The following is a 21501-nucleotide window of genomic DNA, read 5'->3' on the forward strand; positions in this document are numbered from 1 at the left end:
ATAAGAGGTAAAAATAATGACTAAAGAAGAAATTTTAAAAGATGTTCAAGAAATTGCACAAGACGAATTAGATGTTGAACCTGAAAAGATCACTATGGACACTAATATTAAAGAAGATTTAGATGCCGATAGTTTAGATTTATTTGAAATCTTGAATGAACTTGAAGATAAATATGACATTGAACTTGACGCTGATGATAGTATTCAAACTATTAGTCAATTAGTTGATTTTGTTAAGGATCAAATGGACAAGCAAAAATAATGAAGTTCGGTTTACTATTTAGCGGTCAAGGTGCTCAAAGGGCAGGTATGGGAATTGATTTCTTAGCTGATCCGCTTTTTAAAGAAACAGTAGAAATTGCTAGTGAAGCTAGCGGTCAAGATATTGTTGCTGATTTTAAGAGCGAGCATGATGAATTGAAAAAGACAGTTCATGTTCAGCCAGCTTTAGTTGCCTTTGAAGCCGGAATTTATCGGATGTTACAACGTGATTTGCCAGATTTTAATGCTGCTGGAATGGTGGGCTTATCTTTAGGCGAATATGGGGCAATGATTGCCAGCAAAGCGATTTCTTTAAAAGAGGGAATTAGTTTAGTTAGTGATCGTGCAAAATATATGCAAGAAGATGCTGATCAAGTTTCTAGTAGCATGGCTGCGTTAATCAAGCCAGATGTTGATAAAGTAAATGCAATTTTGACGGCATTGCAAAATACTGACCAACAAGTATATTTTTCTAATTTTAATTCACCTAAGCAAATTGTAATTGGTGGGGAAGAGTCAGCAGTTAAAAAGGCTGTGCAAGAAATTAATGATCAGGAAGCAGCAAAGCGAGCTGTCGAATTAAAAGTAAATGGTGCTTTTCATACGCCTTTATTTAACGAGGCAAGCAAAAAAATGCATCAACGACTTGCTAACGTTTCTTTTGCTCAAGTTGAAATCCCAGTAATTTCTAATACTACGGTTAAACCATTTACTGATGACTGGGCTGAAATTATGGAAAGACAATTAGCTGTGCCAACTCATTTTGGTTCTTGTGTGCAATATTTGATAGATCAAGTAGGAATTGACGCTACTCTTGAAATCGGTCCAGGAAAAACTTTATCCAGCTTTGCACGACAAGTTGACCGCAAACTTGAACACTATCATATTGGTAATTTGACAGATTATCAAAAATTTATTGAGGAAGAACATGGAATTAAAAAATAAAGTAGTTTTGATTACTGGTTCAACCCGTGGCATTGGTCAAGCGATGGCTTTAGCGTTCGCTAAGGCGGGTGCAAAGGTCATTATTAATGGACGACATGAACAACTGAGCGACGAATTTAAGGCTATTCTAGATAGTGAAAACGCGGAATATCAGTATTTATCTGCTGATTTAGCACAAACAGATTTAAAAGAGTTTGCTAAAAAAGCATGGGATCTATATGGGAAAATTGACGTGTTAATCAATAACGCTGGTATTAATCGCGATAAAATGTTGATCGGGATGCGTGAAGCAGATTTCGATCAAGTTATTAATCTTGATCTGCGAGTTCCTTTCTTTTTAACTAAGGCAATTATTAAAAAGATGAATAAAGAGCGTAGCGGCGTGGTTATCAACATGTCCAGTATAGTCGGCTTACATGGCAATGCAGGACAAGCTAATTATGCTGCAGCCAAGGCAGGTCTAGTCGGTTTTACCAAAGCAGCAGCACGTGAAGCAGCTATGCGTAATATTCGTGTGAATGCCATTGCACCAGGAATGATTAATACTGATATGACTGCTGAATTATCAGACAGAGTAAAAAAGAATATTTTAGAGCAGATACCATTAACTCGTCTAGGTGAGGCTAACGAAGTGGCAGAGACTGCTATTTTTTTGGCACAAAATGACTATATTACGGGTCAAACTATCGTGGTTGATGGTGGAATGACAATGTAGGAGAAATCTCAATGCAAAGAGTCGTAATTACAGGAATGGGAGCCATCGCTCCTAATGGAAATGGCTATGAAAACTTTGTCAACAATAGTTTGGCAGGTAAAATCGGCATTAAAAAGATTAGTAAATTTGATGCGAGTGAAACTGGGATTACGGTTGCCGGCGAAATAGATGACTTTGATCCTAAAGAATACGTTGGTAAAAAAGAGGCTCGCCGAATGGATCTGTATTCTCAATATGCAGTACAAACTGCATCAGAAGCAGTGAAGATGGCCGGAATCAATGAAGAAAATACTAAGCCTGAAGATTTAGGTGTGATTTTTGGTTCAGGTATCGGTGGATTAACTACAATTGAACAACAAGTTATTCGCATGCATGATAAAGGTCCACGTCGAGTTTCTCCATTTTTTATCCCTATGGCTATTGCTAATATGGCAGCCGGAAATATTTCAATTCGTTTTAATGCACAAAATATTTCTACCTCAATTGTGACTGCTTGTGCTTCGGGTACTAATTCGATCGGTGAAGCTTATCGCCAAATTCGTGAAGGCCGAGCTCAAGCAATGATTACTGGTGGTAGTGAGGCGACTGTCAATGAAACAGCAATCTCCGGTTTTGCTGCTTTGACTGCTTTATCACAAAATACAGATCCTGACCGTGCTTCTTTGCCTTTTGATCAAGATCGAAATGGTTTTGTCTTAGGCGAAGGCAGTGGAGCAATGGTTTTAGAAAGCTTGGAACATGCACAAAAGCGTGGTGCCAAGATTTTAGGAGAAATTGTTGGCTACGGTACAACAAGTGATGCCTACCATATTACATCACCTGATCCAGATGGTAAAGGCGCAGCTCGTGCAATGCAAATGGCAATTGATGAAGCTGGGATTACGCCGGATGAGATAGGTTATATTAATGCACATGGTACAGCAACTCATGCTAATGATAGCGGAGAAAGCAAGGCTATTAATCAGGTATTTGGATCAGATAGCAGCGTGCGCGTTTCTTCAACTAAGGGCATGACAGGACACTTGTTAGGTGCAGCTGGCGCAATTGAAGCCGTAATTACTGTAGCAGGTTTGATGAAAGATAAGTTTCCAATGAATGTGGGATGTTTTAATCAAGATCCTGAGTGTTCAATTAATTTAATTAATCAAGATAATCAAAGCTTTTCTACTGAATATGCGATTTCTAATTCCTTTGGCTTTGGAGGACATAATGCTGTATTAGCATTTAGAAAATGGAGTGAAAATTAATGGATTTGCAAGCAATTTCAAGTTTAATGGATCAGTTTGAAGATTCTGATATTAGAGAATTGAAAATTGACGAGGGTGATTTTCATCTTTACTTGAGTAAAAACAAGATTAATAAGATGCAAAGTAAACCTGCTCCAGTAGTTGAAAATAAAGAACCAGCTTCTAAAACATTAGCTAAATCTGAAGATACTGAAGTGGAAAGTACTTCTGATGCTAAGGATGCGGCAGTTAAGGCTCCAATTGTGGGTATTGTTTATCTGCAAGCAAAACCAGGTCAACCAGCCTTTGTAAAGGTGGGTGATCACGTAGAAAAAGGTCAAACTGTTTGCATCATTGAAGCCATGAAGATGATGACAGAAATTAAGAGTACTTTAACTGGAACGGTAACAGCAATTAATGTTGAGAACGAAGATTTAGTTGAAGTCGATCAACCCTTGATTTCAGTAAAGGAAGATTAAAATGGCTAAAGAATTAGACATTGCTGCTATAGAAAAAATTATTCCGCACAGATACCCGATGCTTTTGATAGATCGTGTAATTGATCTTGAAGAAGGAAAAAGTGCTACAGCGATTCATAATGTGAGTTTTAGTGAAAAGTTTGTGCAAGCTTCTTCAAAAAGTGATCCAGCTTTCCCCTCGCCGCTAATTGTTGAAGCAATGGCTCAAACTGGAGCGGTAGCTCTTTTGAGTACTTCAGATTTTCAGGGCAAGACTGCATATTTTGGTGGTATTCAAAAAGCTGATTTTATGAGAGAGGCTCGTCCAGGTGATCAAGTAGTGTTAAAAACTGAATTAACCAAGATTCGCAAAAATATTGGTGTAGGTAAAGGCATTGCTACTATAGATGGACACAAGATTGCAGAAGCAGAATTAACATTTATGATTGGCTAGGTGAAATTGATGTTTAAAAAAGTTTTAGTAGCAAATCGAGGCGAAATTGCAGTTCGCATTATTCGTTCGCTAAAAGAGATGAATATTAAGACTGTCGCAATTTACTCAACTGCTGATCGTGATAGTTTGCATGTACAGCTTGCTGATGAAGCAGTCTGTGTAGGAAGACCGCAGCCTACTGATTCATATTTGAATATTAAAAATATTTTAGCAGCAGCTGTAGGGACAGGTGCGGAAGCAATTCATCCAGGTTATGGTTTTTTGTCAGAAAGTGCTGAGTTTGCCCAGATGTGCACTGATTGCGGTTTGATTTTTATCGGACCAAAAGCTGAAACAATTGATCGCATGGGAAATAAGGAACATGCACGTCAAACTATGGTTGCTCACCGTGTACCAGTTACTCCAGGTAGTACTGGTTTTATTACTTCAGCTGATGAAGCTAAGCAAATTGCGGAAAAAATAGGCTATCCAGTTTTGTTAAAGGCAGCAGCTGGCGGTGGCGGTAAAGGCATTCGCCAGGTTACAAAACCCGAAGAAATGGCTGCCGCATTAGCCTCTGCTCAAAGCGAAGCTAAAAATGATTTTGGTGATGATCGCATGTATTTGGAAAAAGTTATGCAAAATGTAAAGCATATTGAGGTCCAAATTTTTAGGGATAGTTTTGGTCATACTGTGTACTTCCCAGAGCGAGACTGTTCATTGCAGAGAAATAAGCAAAAGGTGCTTGAAGAGAGTCCTTGTGAGTTAATTACTCCTGCTGAACGAAAGCATTTGGGTGAAATTGCAGTCAAAGCAGCAGAAGCAGCAGATTATGTAAATACTGGTACCATTGAGTTTTTAATGGATCAAGACCATCATTTTTATTTTATGGAAATGAATACTCGTATTCAGGTTGAACACACTGTTACTGAAATGGTTACGGGTGTTGATCTAGTAAAAGCTCAGATTATGGTTGCTGCAGGTCAAGATTTGCCTTTTACTCAAGCTGATTTAAGGGTAAAGGGACATGCAATCGAATGCCGCATTAATGCGGAAGATCCGGCCAATAATTTTATGCCTTCAGTAGGGAATATTGATTATCTTTATTTACCAATTGGCAATCCAGGGATGCGAATCGATACTGCACTTTATCAAGGCGGCATGATTTCACCATTCTATGATTCGATGATTGCCAAGGTAGTAGCTTTCGGTCAAACTCGTACAGAAGCAATTGCTAAAATGGAACGGTTGTTAAAAGAAATGGTTATTCGCGAAATTACTACAAACCAAGAATTTCATTTAGCAATTTTAAAGGATCCCGGATTTAAGAGCAGCAAATTTACTAATACTTATTTAGAGAAGGAATTTTTACCTAAATGGAAGGAGCGTGCACATGGTCAAGCTGTTTCCGCATAAAAATACGTTAACTGAAAAGCATGTGAAGGCGAATAAAGTTGCCGATGATCGCGTTCCTGATGGCATACTTAAGAAATGTCCGAAGTGTCATACTGAAATTTTTGCTAATCAGTTAGATTCATATTTGACCTGCCCTAATTGTGATTATGGTTTTAGAATTCCCGCTAAAAAGCGAATTGAATGGTTAGTCGATGATTTTGAGGAATGGGACAGCGAGATTTCGCCTTCAGATCCACTCAAATTTCCCAATTATGATCAAAAGATAGCTAAAGCAAAGAAAAATAGTGGCCTTAATGAAGCTGTTTTGACAGGACAGGCTAAGATTGACGGTCAAAGCTTTGCACTAGGCATCATGGATCCCACTTTTATTATGGGTTCATTAGGTCAAATGACTGGTGAAAAAATTACCCGTTTATTTGAAAAAGCTACAAAAAAAGGATTGCCTGTTGTTTTATTTACTGCATCTGGTGGTGCCCGCATGCAAGAAGGTATCTTATCATTAATGCAAATGGCTAAAGTATCCAATGCCGTTGCTAAGCACAGTCAAGCTGGTCTTTTGTATATTGCCGTTTTAACTGATCCAACTACTGGAGGAGTAACTGCTAGTTTTGCGACAGAAGCAGACATAACTCTAGCTGAACCACATGCAATGGTTGGCTTTGCCGGTCAACGTGTAATTGAGCAAACAATCCACCAAGAGATTGCTCCTGATTTGCAGGATGCGGAGAATGTGCTTAAACACGGCTTTATTGATCATATAGTCAAAAGACAAGATGAAAGAAGCACAATCGAGTGGCTTTTGAAGTTTGGTGGTGAAGCAAATGACTAAGAAAGCAATGGAAGTTGTTCAGGCAGCTAGGGATGAAAAACATATCTCAGGTCATGAATTAAGAAAAGTCCTTTTTCCAGATTTCTTTGAATTGCATGGTGATGACTTAAGTGGTGATGATCCAGCAATTGTTGGCGGATTAGCAACGTTTCATGGTCAACCGGTAACTGTCATTACTACTAGTCGCGGCCATAGTCTAAATGAACGAATAGAAAAGCACTTTGGCCAACCAGAGCCTAGTGGATATCGCAAAGCTTGTCGCTTAGTAGAAAATGCAGCCAAGTTTCATCGACCAGTATTTTTATTTGTAGATACTGCGGGTGCTTATCCAGGTAAAAGTGCAGAAGAAAATGGCCAAGGTGAAGCAATTGCGCAAAATCTTTTGCGTATTGGCCAAGCTAAAACGCCAATTATTACCATAATATATGGTGAAGGTGGATCAGGCGGTGCTTTAGCTCTTGCCTGTGGTGACGGAGTATGGATGCTAGAAGATAGTATTTATTCTGTTTTGTCTCCTGAAGGTTTTGCTTCTATTTTATGGAAAGATGCTAAAAAAGCAGCAGAAGCTGCGGAAGTGATGCGGTTAACACCAAAGGATCTGTTACAGCAAAAGGTAATTGAAGGTATTATTGACGAGCCAGCAGACCATCTGCAAGTATGTCAAAATATTGAGCAAGTTTTACAAACTGAATTAGATAAGCTGCAAAATTTATCTGCTGAAGAGCTATTAGTAAGACGCTATGAACGTTTTAGGAAGTTTTAGGTGAAAAAATGAGTGGTATCTTAACAGGAAAGAAAATTTTGGTAATGGGCGTTGCTAATAATCGTTCTATTGCTTGGGGATGTGCACAAGCAATGGAGCAGCAAGGCGCAGAAGTGATTTATACATATCAAAACGAACGCTTAAAGAAATTTATTTCCAAGTTAGTAACGGATGAAAATCGTTTAATTGAATGTGATGTTGCCAATGATGAAAGTATTGCCAACGCTTTTGATCTTATTGAGAGTCGTTTTGGTAAAATCGATGGAATTGTTCATGCCATTGCTTTTGCTAAAAAAGAAGAACTTGGCGGCTCGATTCTTAATTCAACTCGCGCAGGTTTTAGTCAAGCTCTAGATGTTTCCGCATATTCATTACTCGCTGTTGCCAAAGAAGGAGCTGCTATTTTAAATAATCCTGCCAGCATTGTCACATTAACTTATATGGGTAGCGATCGTGCCTTGCCTAATTACAATACTATGGGCATTGCTAAGGCAGCTCTTGAATCTAGTGTCCGCTATTTGGCACGTGATTTAGGTAAAGCAGGTGTTCGCGTAAATGCTATTTCAGCAGGGGCAATGAAGACTTTAGCAGTTTCTGGTATTAAAGGACATGCTGATTTATTGAAAATCTCTCAAAGCGAAACCGTTGATGGTGTGAATGTCACTAAAGAAGAAGTTGGAAATACTTGTGCTTTCCTAATGAGTGATCTAGCAACTGGTTTAACTGGTGACGTGATTTTTGTTGATAAGGGTGTTCACTTAAGATAAAATGCAAGTTTATCAATATGATCAGGTTGAATCTACACAAGATTTGGCTAAAGATTATTTGAAAAATAAAAACAAGAAAAAAGCGGCTTTTGTTGCCCAAAGCCAAACTAATGGTTATGGCAAACGAGGTCGCTTTTTCTATTCGCCCGCTCAAACAGGAATTTATTTTAGTATGGCTTTTCCTAATTTTGAAATTGTACGGGAAAAAATCAATTTATTAACGCCATGTATAGCCACCAATGTAGTTGATGTGCTCAGAAAATTTTATCCTCAAAAAGACTTCCGTTTGAAATGGGTTAATGATATTTATTTAAAAAATAAAAAGGTAGCAGGTATTTTAACGGAATATGAGAATAGTGGCTTAATAATTGGTGTCGGCATCAATATCGCAACGCACGATTTTCCAGAGCAGATAAGATTCAAAGCAGGGTACATTTCGGATACTCTTTTTGAGCATAAAAAAATGACCAATGAACTTTTACAAGCAGTTGATTTAGCAAGTAAAAATTATGGTCAAAATCAGTTTATGGAGCAATATCGCAAACTATCTTGGCTAATAGGTAAAAGAGTAAATCTTAAGCTGGGTAAAAAAGAAGTGACAGGACTAGTTAAGACTATTGATGATGCAGGAAAGTTGGTTATTTTAACAAATAATGAAGCTCATAGCTTTTCAAGTGGAGAAGTGACTAAGGTTGAGTTAACTTAAATTCCGTAGTTTCAACATAGAGCATCATATTTTTGCGGTAGTAGTTCAGAGATTTAAGAGGAATGCGCAATGTTTTGAGGATTTCTTCGTCTGAGAGCTTAGGATTAGATAGAATTGAGTAAACAAAGCTCATGCGTAATTTATGACTAGTTAGTTGCATACCAATTAGATCACGATCTGGTGCGATTTTTTGATTGATATTAAAATCTGAAGCATAGTGATCGCCACTTTTGGTTGCAAAAATATATGGGTTAGCATCTTGTGAAAAGTCAGTATGGGCTTGTAGATATTTCTTTAATTGTGAATCAGAAACTTGATCAAGCAGAGTGTTAATGCGCATAGTTAATATTTCAGCTGGCTTGTAGCCGAGTGAAATAGCTGTCATCATATTAATAGTTTCTGGATGTAATTTAGTCATTTTAGTCAATTCTGACAAATGATCCATCCAGTTGATAACGTACTTTTGTTTACGATCAAATTTATTTCCACGTAATGTGAAAAGTGGGTAGGAATTTATAAAGCCATATTCGGCCAAAAAGACAAAATACATTTTTAAGTGACTGAGATACTTGTTAACTGTATTGCTCTTGAAGTGCATCTTTTGTTCAAGAGAATCTAAAAAGTTGCGAATGTCGCTCGTGGTAACTTCATTGATAGAAGCACTGGGGCCGATATTAGTGGCGTAATAATTCCAAAAAGTAGTGATTGATTTAGCAGCAAGTGCAATTGTAGAAGGCGCTAATTGCTTTTTTTGTTTGCAATATGTTTGAAATTTATCTTCATAGGGAAACATTGCAAAAATCCTTTCTTGAATTTTTTATTTTATTATATCATATCATCCTTAAGTAGATTGTTACTAAATTCTACTTTAAAAAATAAAAAGCTAGGTTTCACTTCGTTCAACCTAGCAAATCAAAAAATAGTGGCTCTATGATAAATCCTGTTGATAGATTTCTATGATATTCTATCAATGGGATTTTTTGGTAGAAAAAAGAGGCATAAGCCTCACTACATAAAATCCTTTGATACCACTCTTTAGAAATTAAGGTGTTTTGCTTATGTCCTCATACAATGATTGTATTAAATTTTCTCTGAATATTAAAGACCCACTGTTAGAATTCTTGGATATTTCAATTGGAAAGTATCGTAATCGCGATGCAAAGTTTTACCATGCAGTAGCTCATCTAGATCAATGTCTTAATTGTGGCTCAACTAATATCGTCCACAATGGTCATTTATATTCTAATGTGCGCTATCCTGCTTTAGATGCTAGCTTGCCTGTCTTTATCAGAGTAGCCAAGCAGCGAGTTATTTGTCGCGATTGTCATATGAATTCAATGGCTGAAACGGAATTAGTAGAAAAATACTGCTGTATCTCTAACGCCACTAAACGTAAAATTATTGGTTCTCTAACTGAAGATTGGTCCATGAAAAGCATTGCCAGACAAACTTCGACCTCAACCAACACTGTACAGCGCGTATTGGAGCGATACGGTTACTCTACCGTTGAAGATACCGATTGGCTGCCAGAATACTTAGCCTTTGATGAATTCAGAGGCGTTGGCAGACAGCTGCACTTTATCGCTATTGATGGTCATACTCATAAAATAGTTAAAGTGCTGCCTACCAGACTTAAGAAAGATATCATCAACTACTTCAAACGTTTTCCTCTTACGGTAAGAAACAAGGTCAAAACTGTAACTATGGATCTTAATTACTACTATGACATCATGGCTAAGGAGCTTTTTCCTAATGCTCAAGTAATTCTTGACCGTTTCCATATCGTTCAAATGCTCAATCGTTCTTTTAATTCTTGCCGTATTCAAGAAATGAAGAAGCACAAGAAAGGCACCAAAGAATATAACCTGCTTAAATATTATTGGAAACTGTATCTCAAACCATTTGAGGATCTTGAAAAAGTAAAGCCGTACCATCAACCAAGGCTAAAGGATACTCTGACTCAGGAACAAGTTGTAGCTGATGGACTCAGACTAAGTCCCGAGCTTGAGAACACCTACAATCTTATGCAAGATATCAGTAAAGCTTTAAGAGACAGAGATACCGATAAGCTCAAAGATTTAATCAAAAGCAAAGATCACGTTGGCAACATGATGCATACCACGTTGAATACTTTCAAACGAAATCTTCATGATATTCTCAACGCTGCTAAGTTTGATGAATCTAACGGCTGTCTTGAAGGTACAAACCGCAAGATTAAACAAATTGAGCGTACTGCTTATGGCTACGCTAATTTTACTCATTTGATAACTAGAATTCAGTTAGAAGAAAAAGGTGCCATTATCAAAGAAAAAGCATCAAGCTGGTACATAGCAGCTTGATGCTTAATCCAATTATTAAATTATAGTTGACTTCTATCAACACGATTTGACAGAGAGCCAAAATAGTAACTTGCGAAACCTGAAATTAAGTTGTATCATCATATTTGTTAACTAAATAGGTGATGACGTTCACCATTAACCGAGTAATCTAATGACGTCTACTTTATCCAGAGGGATAGAGTGGACGCTTTTTGTTTGGGGGAATGTTTTTAATGAAAATTAGCAATTATATTAGTATAGCCTGTTTTGCCTTTTTTGGTGGCATGGCGCGCTATAGCTTAAATGCTCAATGGAGTTTTTATGGTACCTTCTGGGGAAATATCATAGGTTGTTTTTTATTAGCCTTTTTCACTTACTTTTTTATGGAATTTAAAGATTTCCGTCAATGGTTAACTGTAGGAATTGGTACGGGCTTTGTGGGGGCTTTTACAACGTTTTCTACTTTTAATTTAGATATTTTAAAAAATATTCAAGCCGGTTTACCATTGACTGCTTTAATTTATTTTTTGAGTTCAATTATTTTTGGCTTTATTTTTGCCTTTTTAGGTATGAGAATCGGCAAAAACGTGGGAATGTTGCTTAGAAAGGAAGATTAAAGTGGAGATTCTATTAGCAGGACTTGGTGCGTCAATTGGTGCGATGATTAGATATGCAATAACTAATTATGGTAAAAAACATTGGGAATGGATAGGTAAACAGTTTTCTAATTTGCCAACTCCCACATTGTTTATTAACTTAACGGGGGCACTTATTTTAGGCATTATATTTGGTCTTGGAACCAATGTCTTTTTCTATTCCTTAGTTGGAACCGGTGTATTAGGCGGTTATACAACTTTTTCGACAATGAATACTGAATTAGTTGAATTATATAAAAGTAGAAATTACCATGGCTTGATTCTTTATGCAGTGACCTCATATCTGGGGGGAGTAATTTTAGTTTTCATAGGCTTTTGGATAGGACAACTGTGTAAATAGATTCAATAATTAAGTTATTCTAAATATGTAGTATATTCATTGACACTATGTCACTTAAGAAATAAAATCTTTATTAAAGATGTAATAGAGTGATATAGAAATGGAAAAAACAATGAGACAACACGTTCCTGAATTAACTGATGATATTGGTAATGATGAATTTTTGGATTTAATTGTAGATTGCTTTCATTCAGCAATTTTTGGTACAGTAGATGAAAACGGAGAACCACATACCAATGTTATAGACATCGATTTTAATGAAAATGGTCGCTTAATTTTCGCTACTACGAATCAAAAAAGTTTTTACCGTAATCTAAAAAGACATAATCGCGTATCTATCACAGCATTACGTGGTCGAGAAACTTTAACTAGCGTAGGTTTTACTTTGCAAGGATATGTTGATGAAATTAGTCCGTCTTATTTGAATAAAATTTTTGAAATTAAGCCGGAAATGCATCATATCTATGCAAATAAGACAGAAGACTTTGATACATTAAGAGCTTTTGCATTAACACCTGTGATTGGATCAGTGTATGATTTACGTGAGAAAAAAGTTTTTCAAAAGCAATTCGATTTTATCAACCAAAACAAAGAGGAGATGGCTTAGCGCCATCTCCTTTTTTATTATATATTCATTTCACGTTTTTCTTCGCGCTTACGTAACCATGGAAGCAAGAATCCTAAACCGAAGAGAACAATTACCGTAATGATATTCATAAGTAATTGGTGGTTAAATGCAGCACTACCAAATGTTGCCTCAGCTTCTTGAGGAATGAATCCTAAAGTTGCACAGATGAAAGTGAAGATCAAGCACCACCAGCCCATAATTAGAGCACCAGTCTTGTTTTTGATAAAGACATAATCTGAATGGAACTTTTCTTGGTGCATTCTTAACATTACGAAAGCAAAGAATACCCAACAAGTCTTATATGGTGAAATAATACCATTAATATTTAAGAGCCAATTATAAATTGAGTTAATGTTTGGCAAAGTACCAGTAAGTAAGAGTAAGAATAATGCTAAGCCACAAGTTAAAGTATATGAGTGAACTGGACGACCGGTCTTATCCTTTTTACCGGTTAACCACTTAGGCATGTATCTATCAGCAACGTCACCAGCAAATACACGGCTTGAAGCATCAAGCAAAACAGCTAATTGAGCCATCATGAAGAGAGCTTGGACAACTGCAAAGATGTACATCAAGATTTTACCCCAACCTAAACTTTCACCTAAAAGTTGGAAAGCGTAGTAAGGACCATTCATCTTGAAGTCATGTGGGATGTGGTGTGCGTTAAAGAACATTGCTAAAGCTAGGGTACCAAAGATAGTTAAGAAACCAGTCATTAATGCCAACATCCACATTGCTTTAGGAAATTCGTGCTTAGGATCACGCATTTGCACAATGTAAGGAGCAGCAAGTTCAGCACCGGACATAGCAAAAATTAATAATCCGGTGGTAGAGAAGTAACGCAAACTAAATGATGGTTTGAATGCACCCCAGTTAAATGGTTGCGTGGCAATATGATGACCATGCATTACTGCCCAAACAGCAAGTAAAACAAAGAGCATGGACATGATGAACATTGCACCACCACCGATTAATGAGAGCAGTTCAAGTGAATTCTTAATGGCATTTTCAATCAAGATAAAGACTAAAATGATTACGAAAGTAAGAATTCCAAACCAGAAAGTAGACATATGCTTGTCTAGCGTGTTGTTTCCTAGAATAATCCAGGAGAATGACACGATGACTGAGTTAGAAACGTCAACTAAGTATGGTACAGTTTGAACCCAATACATCCAAGAAGTCCAGTAACCGAGAGTGTCATTAGATGAATGACGTACCCATGATGCTAAGCCTCCGGCCTGATCTGTAAACGTTAATCCCATTTGACTGGACATAAGAGCATAAGGAATAACGTAGGCAAATAAAAGGAAAATCCAAGATACAACTACAGATAATCCTTGGTTTTGAAATGGATAGAAGATGTTTTCAAAACTGATGATAGTAACAAAGTCGATTAATGCGATGACCGGCCAGCTCATATAATGTTTTTTGCCGGGCTCAAAATTAATGGTTTCTATTTCCTCTGACATAAAAATATTTTCCTCCAAGTATTTATTCAATTACATTTAAATATCTTTATGTTCAGGGGGCGAACAGGGCAAGTGCACTTGTTTAAAACCTCCAATATTTATATAATATGTACCGTAATTTGTGAAGTGATTCAGAAACTACATAATACTGTAAAAAGATTATAAAGAATTATTTAAGTTTTGCAACTTGAATTCGTAATTTGTAATAAAAATGGAAAGGAAAAGCATGGATTTTTTGAAAATAGCGTTCGGAAGCGGCGTTAATTTAAGCAAAATAAAAAATTGGGAATCAGTTCCTATTGATCGAGTTAAAAATAGTGCAGAAATAGCTGCAATTGTAATTCAAAATAAAGATCCTAATGCGCAAAAGCAAGCCCAAGCGTTAAGAGATCAATCTGGCTTTTCCATTCCAATAATTGAAGTTGATAGGCAAGTTTCAACAGCTGATCGAGAAAAAATTGTTGATCTGGCAAAAAATTATGAACAGAAAATGGTGCCAGGTTTTTTGACTGATCTAATTAATTTTGCGCAGGCAAAACCGATTAGTTTTACTACCCCAGGTCACCATAATGGTCAGTATTATGATAAGCATCCAGCAGGTGTTGTTTTCAATAAGTTCTTTGGTAAGAATTTAATGTTTGCTGATACTAGTGATACTGTGCCTCAGCTGGGTGATACTATGACTCATGCAGGTACACCACTTGATGCTGAAAAATTAGCTGCAAAAACTTATCATGCAGATAAGGTTTACTTCTGTACTAACGGTACAACTAGTGCTAATTCAATTTGTGCCAGCGCACTTTTATCTGAAGGAGATTTGGTTTTATTTGATCGTAATAACCACAAGTCCTTGTATAACAGCGCATTGGTCATGAGCGGTGCTAAGCCGGTTTACATTTCAACTGATCGTAATGCTTTGGGGCTGATTGGTGAGATGGATCCTGACTTTTTGACTGAAGACAAAATTAGAGCTGAAGTAGCAAAAGTTGATCCAGAAAAAGCCAAGGCTAAGCGTCCATTTAGATTAGCAATAGTGCAGGCAGAAACCTATGATGGCGTATTCTATGATGCAAAATGGATTGTAGATCGAATTGGTAAACTTTGCGATTATATTTTGTTTGACTGTGCTTGGGGCGGGTTTGAAGAATTTGTACCAATTATGAGACACTTGTCACCGCTTCTTTTAAATCTGGGACCGGATGATCCGGGAATTTTAGTAACTCAATCCTTGCATAAGCAACAAGCAGGGATGGCTCAAGCTTCACAAATTTTGAAAAAGGATTCGCATATTAAAGGGCAAAAGTGTTATGTGGACCACAAACATTTCAATCATGCTTATTTGAAGTTTGTTACTTCTTCATATGCATATCCGTTATATGCATCCCTTACAGTAAATTCCTATGTCACTGCTGGTGAAGGAAACAAAAAGTGGTGGGCAGACACCCTACGCATGGGCATTGAATGGCGCCAAAAGTTATTAAAGCAATCTAAATTATTTAAGCCATTAGTACCTGACAATTTTGCTGAAATTCCTACTGCTGATTTAATGAATGAAGCTAAATACTGGAACATGAGTCAAGATGACGATTGGCATGGCTTTAGAAAAATGGGCAGTGGTGAAGCTATGATCGATCCACTCAAGATTACAGTTAAAACTCCGGGCATTGATGTCAAAAATGCTAAGTATGAAGAAACCGGTATTCCTGGTGCGGTAGTTGCAGAATTTTTAATGGAAAATCATATTATTCGTGCCAAAAATGATTTGAATTCTTTGCTGTTTCTTCTAACACCTGGTGATTCACAAGAAGAATTAGATACTTTGCTGGATGCCTTCTTAAAGTTTGAAAAGTATTATGATGAAGATGCTTTGGTAAAGGATGTTTTACCATTTTTATATCAAGAATATCCTGAGCGTTATCATGGTTATACGTTGAAGCAGCTCTGCCAGAAAATGCATGAGTATTATAAAGAAAATAAAACTTTTGTCCTGCAGCAAGAGTTGTTTGCTAAGCCTAATATGCAAAATTACCAAATGACACCGGCTGAAGCTGACCAACTCTTTAAGAAAGATCAAACAGAATTAGTTGATCTTGAAGATGTAGTGGGCAGAACGGCAGCTGAGGGTGCCTTGCCATATCCACCAGGAGTCTTTATCGTTGCACCAGGTGAAAAGTGGGGAGAGATCGATCAAAAATACTTTGAAGTTTTGGCTCATGCGATTGAAAAATTTCCAGGCTTTGTACCAGAAATTCAGGGCGTTTACTTAGAACCACAAGAAGATGGCAGCATAAAAGTGCAAGCTGAAGTTATCAAGGATAGATAAATTAAGGAGTAAGAAATGAGTTTTTCATGGAAAGAAAATTTACCACAAGAATTAAGTGATAAAGTTACTAAAGTAGAAAAAATGATCCAACCTCGCATTGATGAGATTGATGAACAAGTTTTATATAATCAACAACGTGTACTTGATTTGTTTAGAAAGCATCATGTTGGTGAAGAAGATCTCGTGCCTTCAACTGGTTATGGTTACGACGACATTGGCCGTGACAAGATCGAAGATATTTATGCCGATTATTTCAAGACTGATGATGCCTTAGTTAGACCACAATTCGGTTCAGGTACTCATGCCATCACTGTCGGTCTCTTTAGTATGTTGCGCCCAGGCGATACTCTTTACTATTTGACAGGTACCCCGTACGACACGATCCAAGAAGTAATTGGTCTTGCTGGTAATAAACCAGGCAACATGAAGGAATGGGGCATCAATTTCAAGACAACTGAATTAAAGAATGGCGAAGTTGACTATGAAAATGCTAAAAAAGATTTGCAAGACAAGTCAATTAAAGTAGTAGCCATTCAAAGATCTTTGGGTTATGCAACTCGTAAAACTTTTACTATGGACAAAATCAAAAAGATGCTTAAGTTCATCAAGGAAGTTCGTCCTGATGTTAACATCTTTATTGATAACTGCTATGGTGAATTTTCTGAATGTGAAGAACCAACTTTCTACGGCGCAGATATGATGGCAGGTTCACTTTACAAAAATGCGGGTGCTGGTTTAGTAAAGGGTGGCGCATTCTTAGTTGGTCGTCAAGACTTAATCGATGGAGCAGGTTCGCGTTTAACTGTTCCTGGTGCTGGTAAAGGTGAAGGCGCAACTTGGGGCTATTTACGTGATATCTACCAAGGATTCTTCATGGCACCACATACAACTGGTGAAGCACAAAAAGGAATGGTCTTTACAGCTGCATTGTTAGAAGAAATGGGGATGCAAGTATCACCAAAGTGGAGTGATCCACGAAGCGACATTGTGCAAACCGTAACCTTTGGTAAACCAGACCCAATGGTTAAATTCTGTGCGGCTATTCAACACTACTCACCAATGAACTCATTTGTTGATCCAATTCCATATCACCAAGATGGTTATGAAGATGAAGTTGTCATGGCATCAGGTTCATTTGTCGAAGGTTCAACTATTGAACTTTCTTCAGATGGTCCACTTCGTGATCCATACATGCTTTATATTCAAGGCGGTTTGTCTTATGCACATGATAAAATTGCGATTACGCATGCCGTTGAAGAAACCTTTTATAAGTAAATAAAGTTTTGACCAAATTAAAAGGCCTTGAGAAATTCTCAAGGCTTTTTGTAATGCTCTATATTTATTTATCTTCTTGTAAAATTTCATTAATCTTCTGCACGGCTTCATTTGACCCTATCAAAGTGATCCGATCATGCGGATTAATAATGTCAGTAGCAAGAGGAACTTGATTCAATTTACCATTATGAGTAATGCCGATGATGTTCACATCGTAATTTTTACGGAAGTCCAAGTCACCTAATGATTTGTTAAAAAAGCTAGGGTTTTCAACGCTAACTTCGACTAAAGATACGTTTTTAGAAAGATTGAAATAGTTGACGACATTAGGATGAAGCTGATGAAAAATCAATTGTCTGGCCATATCTTGTTCAGGTTCAATGACGTGATCAGCTCCGATCTTTTCTAGAACTAAACGGTGATTATGATTATTAGCTCGGGTAGTAACATCTGGTGCACCAATCTTTTTAGCTAACATAGTAGTGATAATACTACCTTCCACGTTTTCGCCCATAGTAACGAAAACGTGATCAAAAGAACCGATATCAAGATCACGTAATTCCTCTTCATCAGTGGCGTCAGCAATTACAGCATGTGTAACCAAATGAGCGACATCATTAACGACCTCTTCATTTGAATCTACTACTAAAACATCTTGATCAGCTTGTAAAAGCGCCATGGTCAGTGCCATGCCAAACTTTCCTAAACCAAAAACTGCAAAACTTTGTTGTTGATGTAAATTAGCCAATGATAATTTCCTCCTCTGGGTAACGATAACTTTGTTTAGCAGGATGAGATTTGAAAATAGAATACATAAAAGTATAAATGCCAACTCGTCCGATAAACATTAAAGCAATAATAATAATTTTTCCAAATAAATTAAGGTGTGGAGTAAGACCGAGAGTTAATCCAACGGTACCAAATGCAGAAACTGCTTCAAAAACTGCTTCGATAATGCCATTATGAGGTGAGAGTGGTTGCGTCATAGTTAGCAATAGTGTCGCAAAAATAATTAATAAAATTGCAGAGCAAAATAGGGTTAGGGCACGATTAATATTATTACGAGTGAAGCGACGATGAGAAAATGATGCTTCTTTTCCAGTAAAGGTTGCTAAACTCTGTAAGAATAAAATCCCTATTGTTGACGTTTTAACACCACCCGCAGTAGATCCAGGAGCTCCACCAATGAACATTAAGATAATAGTAATTACAATGCTAGCTGCACTAAGCTTAGTATAAGGAATTGAAGCAAAACCAGCTGTTCTTGGCGTTACTGCCAAAAATAATGTGTTGAAAAATCTCTGAACAGCGTTGAGATTGCCATCAAATTGTTTAAGATTTTGTTCACTAATTAAGAAACCGATTATTGATAATATTAAAATAATTATGCCAACTGTTAATACCAATCGAGTATGTAAGGTAAGCTTATGATGAATGTGATATGTTAACAAGTCACGCCATACTAAGAAACCAAATGAACCAGCACCGATTAAAAGCATAATAATAGTTAGAAAATAGGGATTATTATTAAACTGTTCAAGAGATGGTCCGAATAAATCAAATCCTGCATTACAGTAAGCTGTTACCGAATGAAAGATGCTATACCAAATACCTTTTCCTATCCCTAATCGCGGCTTTAAAGCGATAAAGAGTAATATTGCCCCTATCAGTTGAACGACCAAGGAAAGTTTAATAATCAATTGTACTATTCGAAGTTGAGAAGGACGATTAAGGTTTAATGCTTCTCCAGTTAGCATTCTTGCGCCTAAGCTCATTCGTTGATGAGCAAAATTACTGAGCATAACTGCAAAAGTCATGAACCCTAAACCGCCCACTTCGACCAGAATCATGATAATTAATTGACCAAAGAATGACCATTGTGTTGCTGTTGTAACTGTACTCAATCCTGTAACACAAACCGCTGAAGTAGCAGTAAAAAGTGCATCAGAATAATTAGTTGTTTGTCCCGCTTTATTTGCAAAAGGTAGTGATAATAAAATGCTTCCGATAATTATCAGAGTTAAAAAACCAATAGTTAAAGCGAGCGAGAATGTGATACGTCGATGAAAAAGATGTATCAATTTTTTTCCTTCTTTCTTACATATAATACTTCAATTATAATCCTTAATGGACTCTGCTAAAATAAAGAAAATGTTTCAAATAAGTTAGGAAAATTTATGAATCCAGAACAAATTTTAAAACAAACTTTTGGCTATTCTAGTTTTCGTCCCGGTCAAAAGAAAGTAATTGATTTAATTTTAAATAGAAAAAATGTCTTGGCAGTTATGCCAACAGGTGCAGGTAAATCGCTTTGCTATCAAGTTCCTGCTTTAATGAATCCTGGTATTACGCTGGTTATTTCACCGTTAATTTCTTTAATGAAAGATCAAATTGATTCTCTAAAACAAAATGGTATTAACGCCGCGGCATTGAATTCAACCACCCCGCAAGAAGAAGTAAATCCTATTTTACGTCAGGCATATGAGGGAAAAATCAAACTAATTTATATTACGCCTGAGCGTTTGACGATAGATTATTTTAGATATCAGCTTAACTTCTTGGATGTTGATTTGGTCGCAGTGGATGAAGCGCACTGTATTTCACAGTGGGGCCACGATTTTCGCCCGGCTTATAGACAAATTTTTGAAGGAATTAATTCTCTTAAAAGTAAGCCGAATATTTTAGCATTGACGGCAACCGCCACTCCAGCAGTTCAAGATGATATTGGACAACAGTTAAATATCCAACGAGAGAACTTTATTATTACTTCATTTGCTCGTCCCAATATCAGTTTTAAGGTGGTTAATTCTCCGCAAAATACTCAGCTTTACATTGCGCAATACATTAAGGCTCATCCTGATGAAGCCGGGATTATTTATACTAATACTCGTAAAAAAGTTGAATCTTTAACGGATTATCTTGCTAAAAAAGAAATTTCAGTAGGCGCTTATCATGGCGGGATGAATGCAAAAGAAAGATCACAAGTGCAAGAGGCGTTTCAATTTGATGAATTTCAAGTAATTGTGGCGACCAACGCTTTTGGTATGGGAATTGATAAAAGTAATGTCCGCTTTGTAGTTCATGCATCAAGTGCTCGCAACATTGAAAGCTATTATCAAGAAGCTGGTCGAGCCGGCCGAGATGGTGAAGAAAGTGAAGCAGTGATGATTTACCATCCAGGGGATTTGCACCAGTATCGCTATTTTATTGAAGAATCAGATGCAGATCAAAAATATAAGGAATTACAATATCAAAAATTCCAGGCGATTACTGATTACGTAAATACCGGTGAATGTCTGCAACAATTTATTGTGCGCTATTTCGGTCAAGATTGTCCGCCTTGTGGTAAATGTTCAAATTGTCTTAATCAAGGTGATTTGAAAGATATCACTACTGATGCCCAAAAGGTTATTGCGTTAGTTTATGAACTTGATGGACGTTTTGGTAAAAATGTCGTAGCTCAATGTTTAGTTGGTTCGACTAATCAGCGGATGCAGGAAATGCATGCGGAGCAATACGAACATTTTAATAGCTTAAAAGTCAGTCAAAAAGAGGCTGTAAGTTTGATTGACTATTTAATTGCCTCTGGATATTTAAAAATTGAAGGGACAAAATACCCTTTGCTCCATGTAACTAACCGCGGCTGGGATGTTTTAGATGGAAAAGCTATAGTAAAACGGCGGATCAGTAAGATTCAAAAGAAGAAGCAAATTTTTGATGAAGATGAAAATGTGAGTCTATTTGACGCTTTGAGAGAAAAACGCAAAGAACTAGCTAAAAAACAAAGAGTTCCTGCATTTATGATCTTTTCGGATCGTAGTTTACATGATATGGCCAAAATTAAGCCACAAAATGAAAATGATTTTTTAGAGGTAAGTGGTGTTGGTCAAGCTAAATTGAAAAAATATGGTCACACAATGCTTAATGTAATTAGACAATTTATAAATTAATAGGTTATTCTTTTTACATTGGC

General features: G+C 36.9%; 22 protein-coding genes and 1 riboswitch. Of the genes, 18 read left to right on the forward strand and 4 right to left on the reverse strand.

What is annotated here, in order from left to right; translation table 11 throughout:
• The first annotated feature begins 16 nt into the window (after nt 1-16).
• From CP368_RS01160 to CP368_RS01210, 11 genes are read left to right on the forward strand one after another with little or no spacing between them, the layout of a single operon-like run.
• Complete coding sequence (locus tag CP368_RS01160; protein ID WP_087176170.1) at nt 17-262, forward strand: acyl carrier protein; 246 nt, start codon at nt 17-19, stop codon at nt 260-262.
• Complete coding sequence (locus CP368_RS01165; protein WP_098036283.1) at nt 262-1206, forward strand: ACP S-malonyltransferase; 945 nt, start codon at nt 262-264, stop codon at nt 1204-1206. Before CP368_RS01160 ends, CP368_RS01165 begins: the two co-directional genes overlap by 1 nt.
• Nucleotides 1190-1921 carry a 3-oxoacyl-ACP reductase family protein gene (locus CP368_RS01170; RefSeq protein ID WP_087176168.1) on the forward strand — a complete coding sequence of 244 codons (732 nt, stop codon included), beginning with the start codon at nt 1190-1192 and terminating at the stop codon, nt 1919-1921. Before CP368_RS01165 ends, CP368_RS01170 begins: the two co-directional genes overlap by 17 nt.
• Nucleotides 1922-1932: 11 nt before the next feature.
• On the forward strand, nt 1933-3168 hold the full coding sequence (fabF, locus tag CP368_RS01175; protein ID WP_098036285.1) for a beta-ketoacyl-ACP synthase II: 1236 nt from the start codon (nt 1933-1935) through the stop codon (nt 3166-3168).
• A complete protein-coding gene (gene accB / locus CP368_RS01180) occupies nt 3168-3626 on the forward strand; it encodes an acetyl-CoA carboxylase biotin carboxyl carrier protein (RefSeq protein WP_087176166.1) in 459 nt (152 codons plus the stop codon). The genes fabF and accB overlap by 1 nt, the downstream gene beginning before the upstream one ends.
• 1 nt (nt 3627) lies before the next feature.
• Nucleotides 3628-4059, forward strand: coding sequence for a 3-hydroxyacyl-ACP dehydratase FabZ (gene fabZ / locus CP368_RS01185; RefSeq protein ID WP_087235565.1), 432 nt, complete (start codon nt 3628-3630; stop codon nt 4057-4059).
• Nucleotides 4060-4068: 9 nt separating this feature from the next.
• Complete coding sequence (accC, locus tag CP368_RS01190) at nt 4069-5454, forward strand: acetyl-CoA carboxylase biotin carboxylase subunit (RefSeq protein ID WP_098045659.1); 1386 nt, start codon at nt 4069-4071, stop codon at nt 5452-5454.
• Nucleotides 5432-6283 carry an acetyl-CoA carboxylase carboxyltransferase subunit beta gene (locus tag CP368_RS01195; protein WP_098045660.1) on the forward strand — a complete coding sequence of 284 codons (852 nt, stop codon included), beginning with the start codon at nt 5432-5434 and terminating at the stop codon, nt 6281-6283. Before accC ends, CP368_RS01195 begins: the two co-directional genes overlap by 23 nt.
• Entirely contained in the window at nt 6276-7046 is a 771-nt protein-coding gene (gene accA / locus CP368_RS01200; protein WP_098045661.1) for a carboxyltransferase subunit alpha, read from the forward strand. Before CP368_RS01195 ends, accA begins: the two co-directional genes overlap by 8 nt.
• A gap of 8 nt (nt 7047-7054) precedes the next feature.
• Nucleotides 7055-7813 carry an enoyl-ACP reductase FabI gene (gene fabI, locus CP368_RS01205; protein ID WP_098045662.1) on the forward strand — a complete coding sequence of 253 codons (759 nt, stop codon included), beginning with the start codon at nt 7055-7057 and terminating at the stop codon, nt 7811-7813.
• A gap of 1 nt (nt 7814) precedes the next feature.
• A complete protein-coding gene (locus tag CP368_RS01210; RefSeq protein ID WP_087235560.1) occupies nt 7815-8519 on the forward strand; it encodes a biotin--[acetyl-CoA-carboxylase] ligase in 705 nt (234 codons plus the stop codon).
• Here the strand turns inward: CP368_RS01210 and CP368_RS01215 are convergent.
• Entirely contained in the window at nt 8500-9312 is an 813-nt protein-coding gene (locus tag CP368_RS01215; RefSeq protein ID WP_098045663.1) for a site-specific integrase, read from the reverse strand. The genes CP368_RS01210 and CP368_RS01215 overlap by 20 nt on opposite strands.
• Before the next feature lie 265 nt (nt 9313-9577).
• Between CP368_RS01215 and CP368_RS01220 the strand changes: the two genes are divergently transcribed.
• The 4 genes from CP368_RS01220 to CP368_RS01235 all read left to right on the forward strand — a co-directional run bounded on the left by CP368_RS01220 (nt 9578) and on the right by CP368_RS01235 (nt 12440).
• On the forward strand, nt 9578-10858 hold the full coding sequence (locus CP368_RS01220) for an ISL3 family transposase (protein WP_098045664.1): 1281 nt from the start codon (nt 9578-9580) through the stop codon (nt 10856-10858).
• A 109-nt stretch (nt 10859-10967) separates the two neighbouring features.
• Nucleotides 10968-11026: riboswitch (Fluoride riboswitch) on the forward strand.
• A gap of 44 nt (nt 11027-11070) precedes the next feature.
• Nucleotides 11071-11454, forward strand: a complete 384-nt coding sequence (locus CP368_RS01225) for a CrcB family protein (protein ID WP_087176158.1) — start codon at nt 11071-11073, stop codon at nt 11452-11454.
• A gap of 1 nt (nt 11455) precedes the next feature.
• On the forward strand, nt 11456-11833 hold the full coding sequence (crcB, locus tag CP368_RS01230) for a fluoride efflux transporter CrcB (RefSeq protein WP_087176157.1): 378 nt from the start codon (nt 11456-11458) through the stop codon (nt 11831-11833).
• A gap of 112 nt (nt 11834-11945) precedes the next feature.
• Complete coding sequence (locus CP368_RS01235) at nt 11946-12440, forward strand: pyridoxamine 5'-phosphate oxidase family protein (RefSeq protein WP_087176156.1); 495 nt, start codon at nt 11946-11948, stop codon at nt 12438-12440.
• Between the two features lie 17 nt (nt 12441-12457).
• Here CP368_RS01235 and CP368_RS01240 read toward each other — a convergent pair whose 3' ends face one another.
• Complete coding sequence (locus tag CP368_RS01240; protein ID WP_087176155.1) at nt 12458-13930, reverse strand: APC family permease; 1473 nt, start codon at nt 13928-13930, stop codon at nt 12458-12460.
• 226 nt (nt 13931-14156) lie between these two features.
• Here CP368_RS01240 and CP368_RS01245 point away from each other — a divergent pair, with 226 nt between their 5' ends.
• Together CP368_RS01245 and CP368_RS01250 are read left to right on the forward strand one after the other, a co-directional pair.
• The gene (locus CP368_RS01245) at nt 14157-16253 is read left to right on the forward strand and encodes a putative ornithine decarboxylase (protein ID WP_098045665.1); all 2097 of its coding nucleotides are present in this window, start codon (nt 14157-14159) and stop codon (nt 16251-16253) included.
• Between the two features lie 15 nt (nt 16254-16268).
• The gene (locus CP368_RS01250) at nt 16269-17528 is read left to right on the forward strand and encodes a methionine gamma-lyase family protein (RefSeq protein WP_014918875.1); all 1260 of its coding nucleotides are present in this window, start codon (nt 16269-16271) and stop codon (nt 17526-17528) included.
• Between the two features lie 64 nt (nt 17529-17592).
• Here CP368_RS01250 and CP368_RS01255 read toward each other — a convergent pair whose 3' ends face one another.
• Both CP368_RS01255 and CP368_RS01260 read right to left on the reverse strand, forming a co-directional pair.
• Nucleotides 17593-18276, reverse strand: a complete 684-nt coding sequence (locus CP368_RS01255; protein WP_087176153.1) for a TrkA family potassium uptake protein — start codon at nt 18274-18276, stop codon at nt 17593-17595.
• Nucleotides 18269-19609 carry a TrkH family potassium uptake protein gene (locus CP368_RS01260; RefSeq protein ID WP_098036295.1) on the reverse strand — a complete coding sequence of 447 codons (1341 nt, stop codon included), beginning with the start codon at nt 19607-19609 and terminating at the stop codon, nt 18269-18271. The genes CP368_RS01255 and CP368_RS01260 overlap by 8 nt, the downstream gene beginning before the upstream one ends.
• Nucleotides 19610-19705: 96 nt before the next feature.
• Here CP368_RS01260 and recQ point away from each other — a divergent pair, with 96 nt between their 5' ends.
• Nucleotides 19706-21478: a DNA helicase RecQ gene (gene recQ / locus CP368_RS01265; RefSeq protein ID WP_098045666.1), complete on the forward strand. Its 1773-nt coding sequence runs from the start codon at nt 19706-19708 to the stop codon at nt 21476-21478.
• The last annotated feature ends 23 nt before the right edge of the window (nt 21479-21501 follow it).

The sequence above is a fragment of the Lactobacillus sp. UMNPBX17 genome (assembly GCF_002553735.1).
Taxonomy (GTDB): Bacteria; Bacillota; Bacilli; order Lactobacillales; family Lactobacillaceae; genus Lactobacillus; species Lactobacillus gallinarum.

Bases quoted from the DNA above. Each gene is read 5' to 3' on its own strand.
- fabZ (WP_087235565.1), top strand. From the start codon at position 3,628: ATGGCTAAAGAATTAGACATTGCTGCTATAGAAAAAATTATTCCGCAC.
- fabF (WP_098036285.1), top strand. From the start codon at position 1,933: ATGCAAAGAGTCGTAATTACAGGAATGGGAGCCATCGCTCCTAATGGA.
- CP368_RS01245 (WP_098045665.1), top strand. From the start codon at position 14,157: ATGGATTTTTTGAAAATAGCGTTCGGAAGCGGCGTTAATTTAAGCAAA.
- CP368_RS01215 (WP_098045663.1), bottom strand. From the start codon at position 9,312: ATGTTTCCCTATGAAGATAAATTTCAAACATATTGCAAACAAAAAAAG.
- CP368_RS01250 (WP_014918875.1), top strand. From the start codon at position 16,269: ATGAGTTTTTCATGGAAAGAAAATTTACCACAAGAATTAAGTGATAAA.
- accB (WP_087176166.1), top strand. From the start codon at position 3,168: ATGGATTTGCAAGCAATTTCAAGTTTAATGGATCAGTTTGAAGATTCT.
- CP368_RS01225 (WP_087176158.1), top strand. From the start codon at position 11,071: ATGAAAATTAGCAATTATATTAGTATAGCCTGTTTTGCCTTTTTTGGT.
- accC (WP_098045659.1), top strand. From the start codon at position 4,069: ATGTTTAAAAAAGTTTTAGTAGCAAATCGAGGCGAAATTGCAGTTCGC.
- CP368_RS01240 (WP_087176155.1), bottom strand. From the start codon at position 13,930: ATGTCAGAGGAAATAGAAACCATTAATTTTGAGCCCGGCAAAAAACAT.
- CP368_RS01170 (WP_087176168.1), top strand. From the start codon at position 1,190: ATGGAATTAAAAAATAAAGTAGTTTTGATTACTGGTTCAACCCGTGGC.
- recQ (WP_098045666.1), top strand. From the start codon at position 19,706: ATGAATCCAGAACAAATTTTAAAACAAACTTTTGGCTATTCTAGTTTT.
- CP368_RS01210 (WP_087235560.1), top strand. From the start codon at position 7,815: ATGCAAGTTTATCAATATGATCAGGTTGAATCTACACAAGATTTGGCT.
- accA (WP_098045661.1), top strand. From the start codon at position 6,276: ATGACTAAGAAAGCAATGGAAGTTGTTCAGGCAGCTAGGGATGAAAAA.
- CP368_RS01160 (WP_087176170.1), top strand. From the start codon at position 17: ATGACTAAAGAAGAAATTTTAAAAGATGTTCAAGAAATTGCACAAGAC.
- CP368_RS01165 (WP_098036283.1), top strand. From the start codon at position 262: ATGAAGTTCGGTTTACTATTTAGCGGTCAAGGTGCTCAAAGGGCAGGT.
- CP368_RS01220 (WP_098045664.1), top strand. From the start codon at position 9,578: ATGTCCTCATACAATGATTGTATTAAATTTTCTCTGAATATTAAAGAC.
- CP368_RS01235 (WP_087176156.1), top strand. From the start codon at position 11,946: ATGAGACAACACGTTCCTGAATTAACTGATGATATTGGTAATGATGAA.
- CP368_RS01195 (WP_098045660.1), top strand. From the start codon at position 5,432: ATGGTCAAGCTGTTTCCGCATAAAAATACGTTAACTGAAAAGCATGTG.
- fabI (WP_098045662.1), top strand. From the start codon at position 7,055: ATGAGTGGTATCTTAACAGGAAAGAAAATTTTGGTAATGGGCGTTGCT.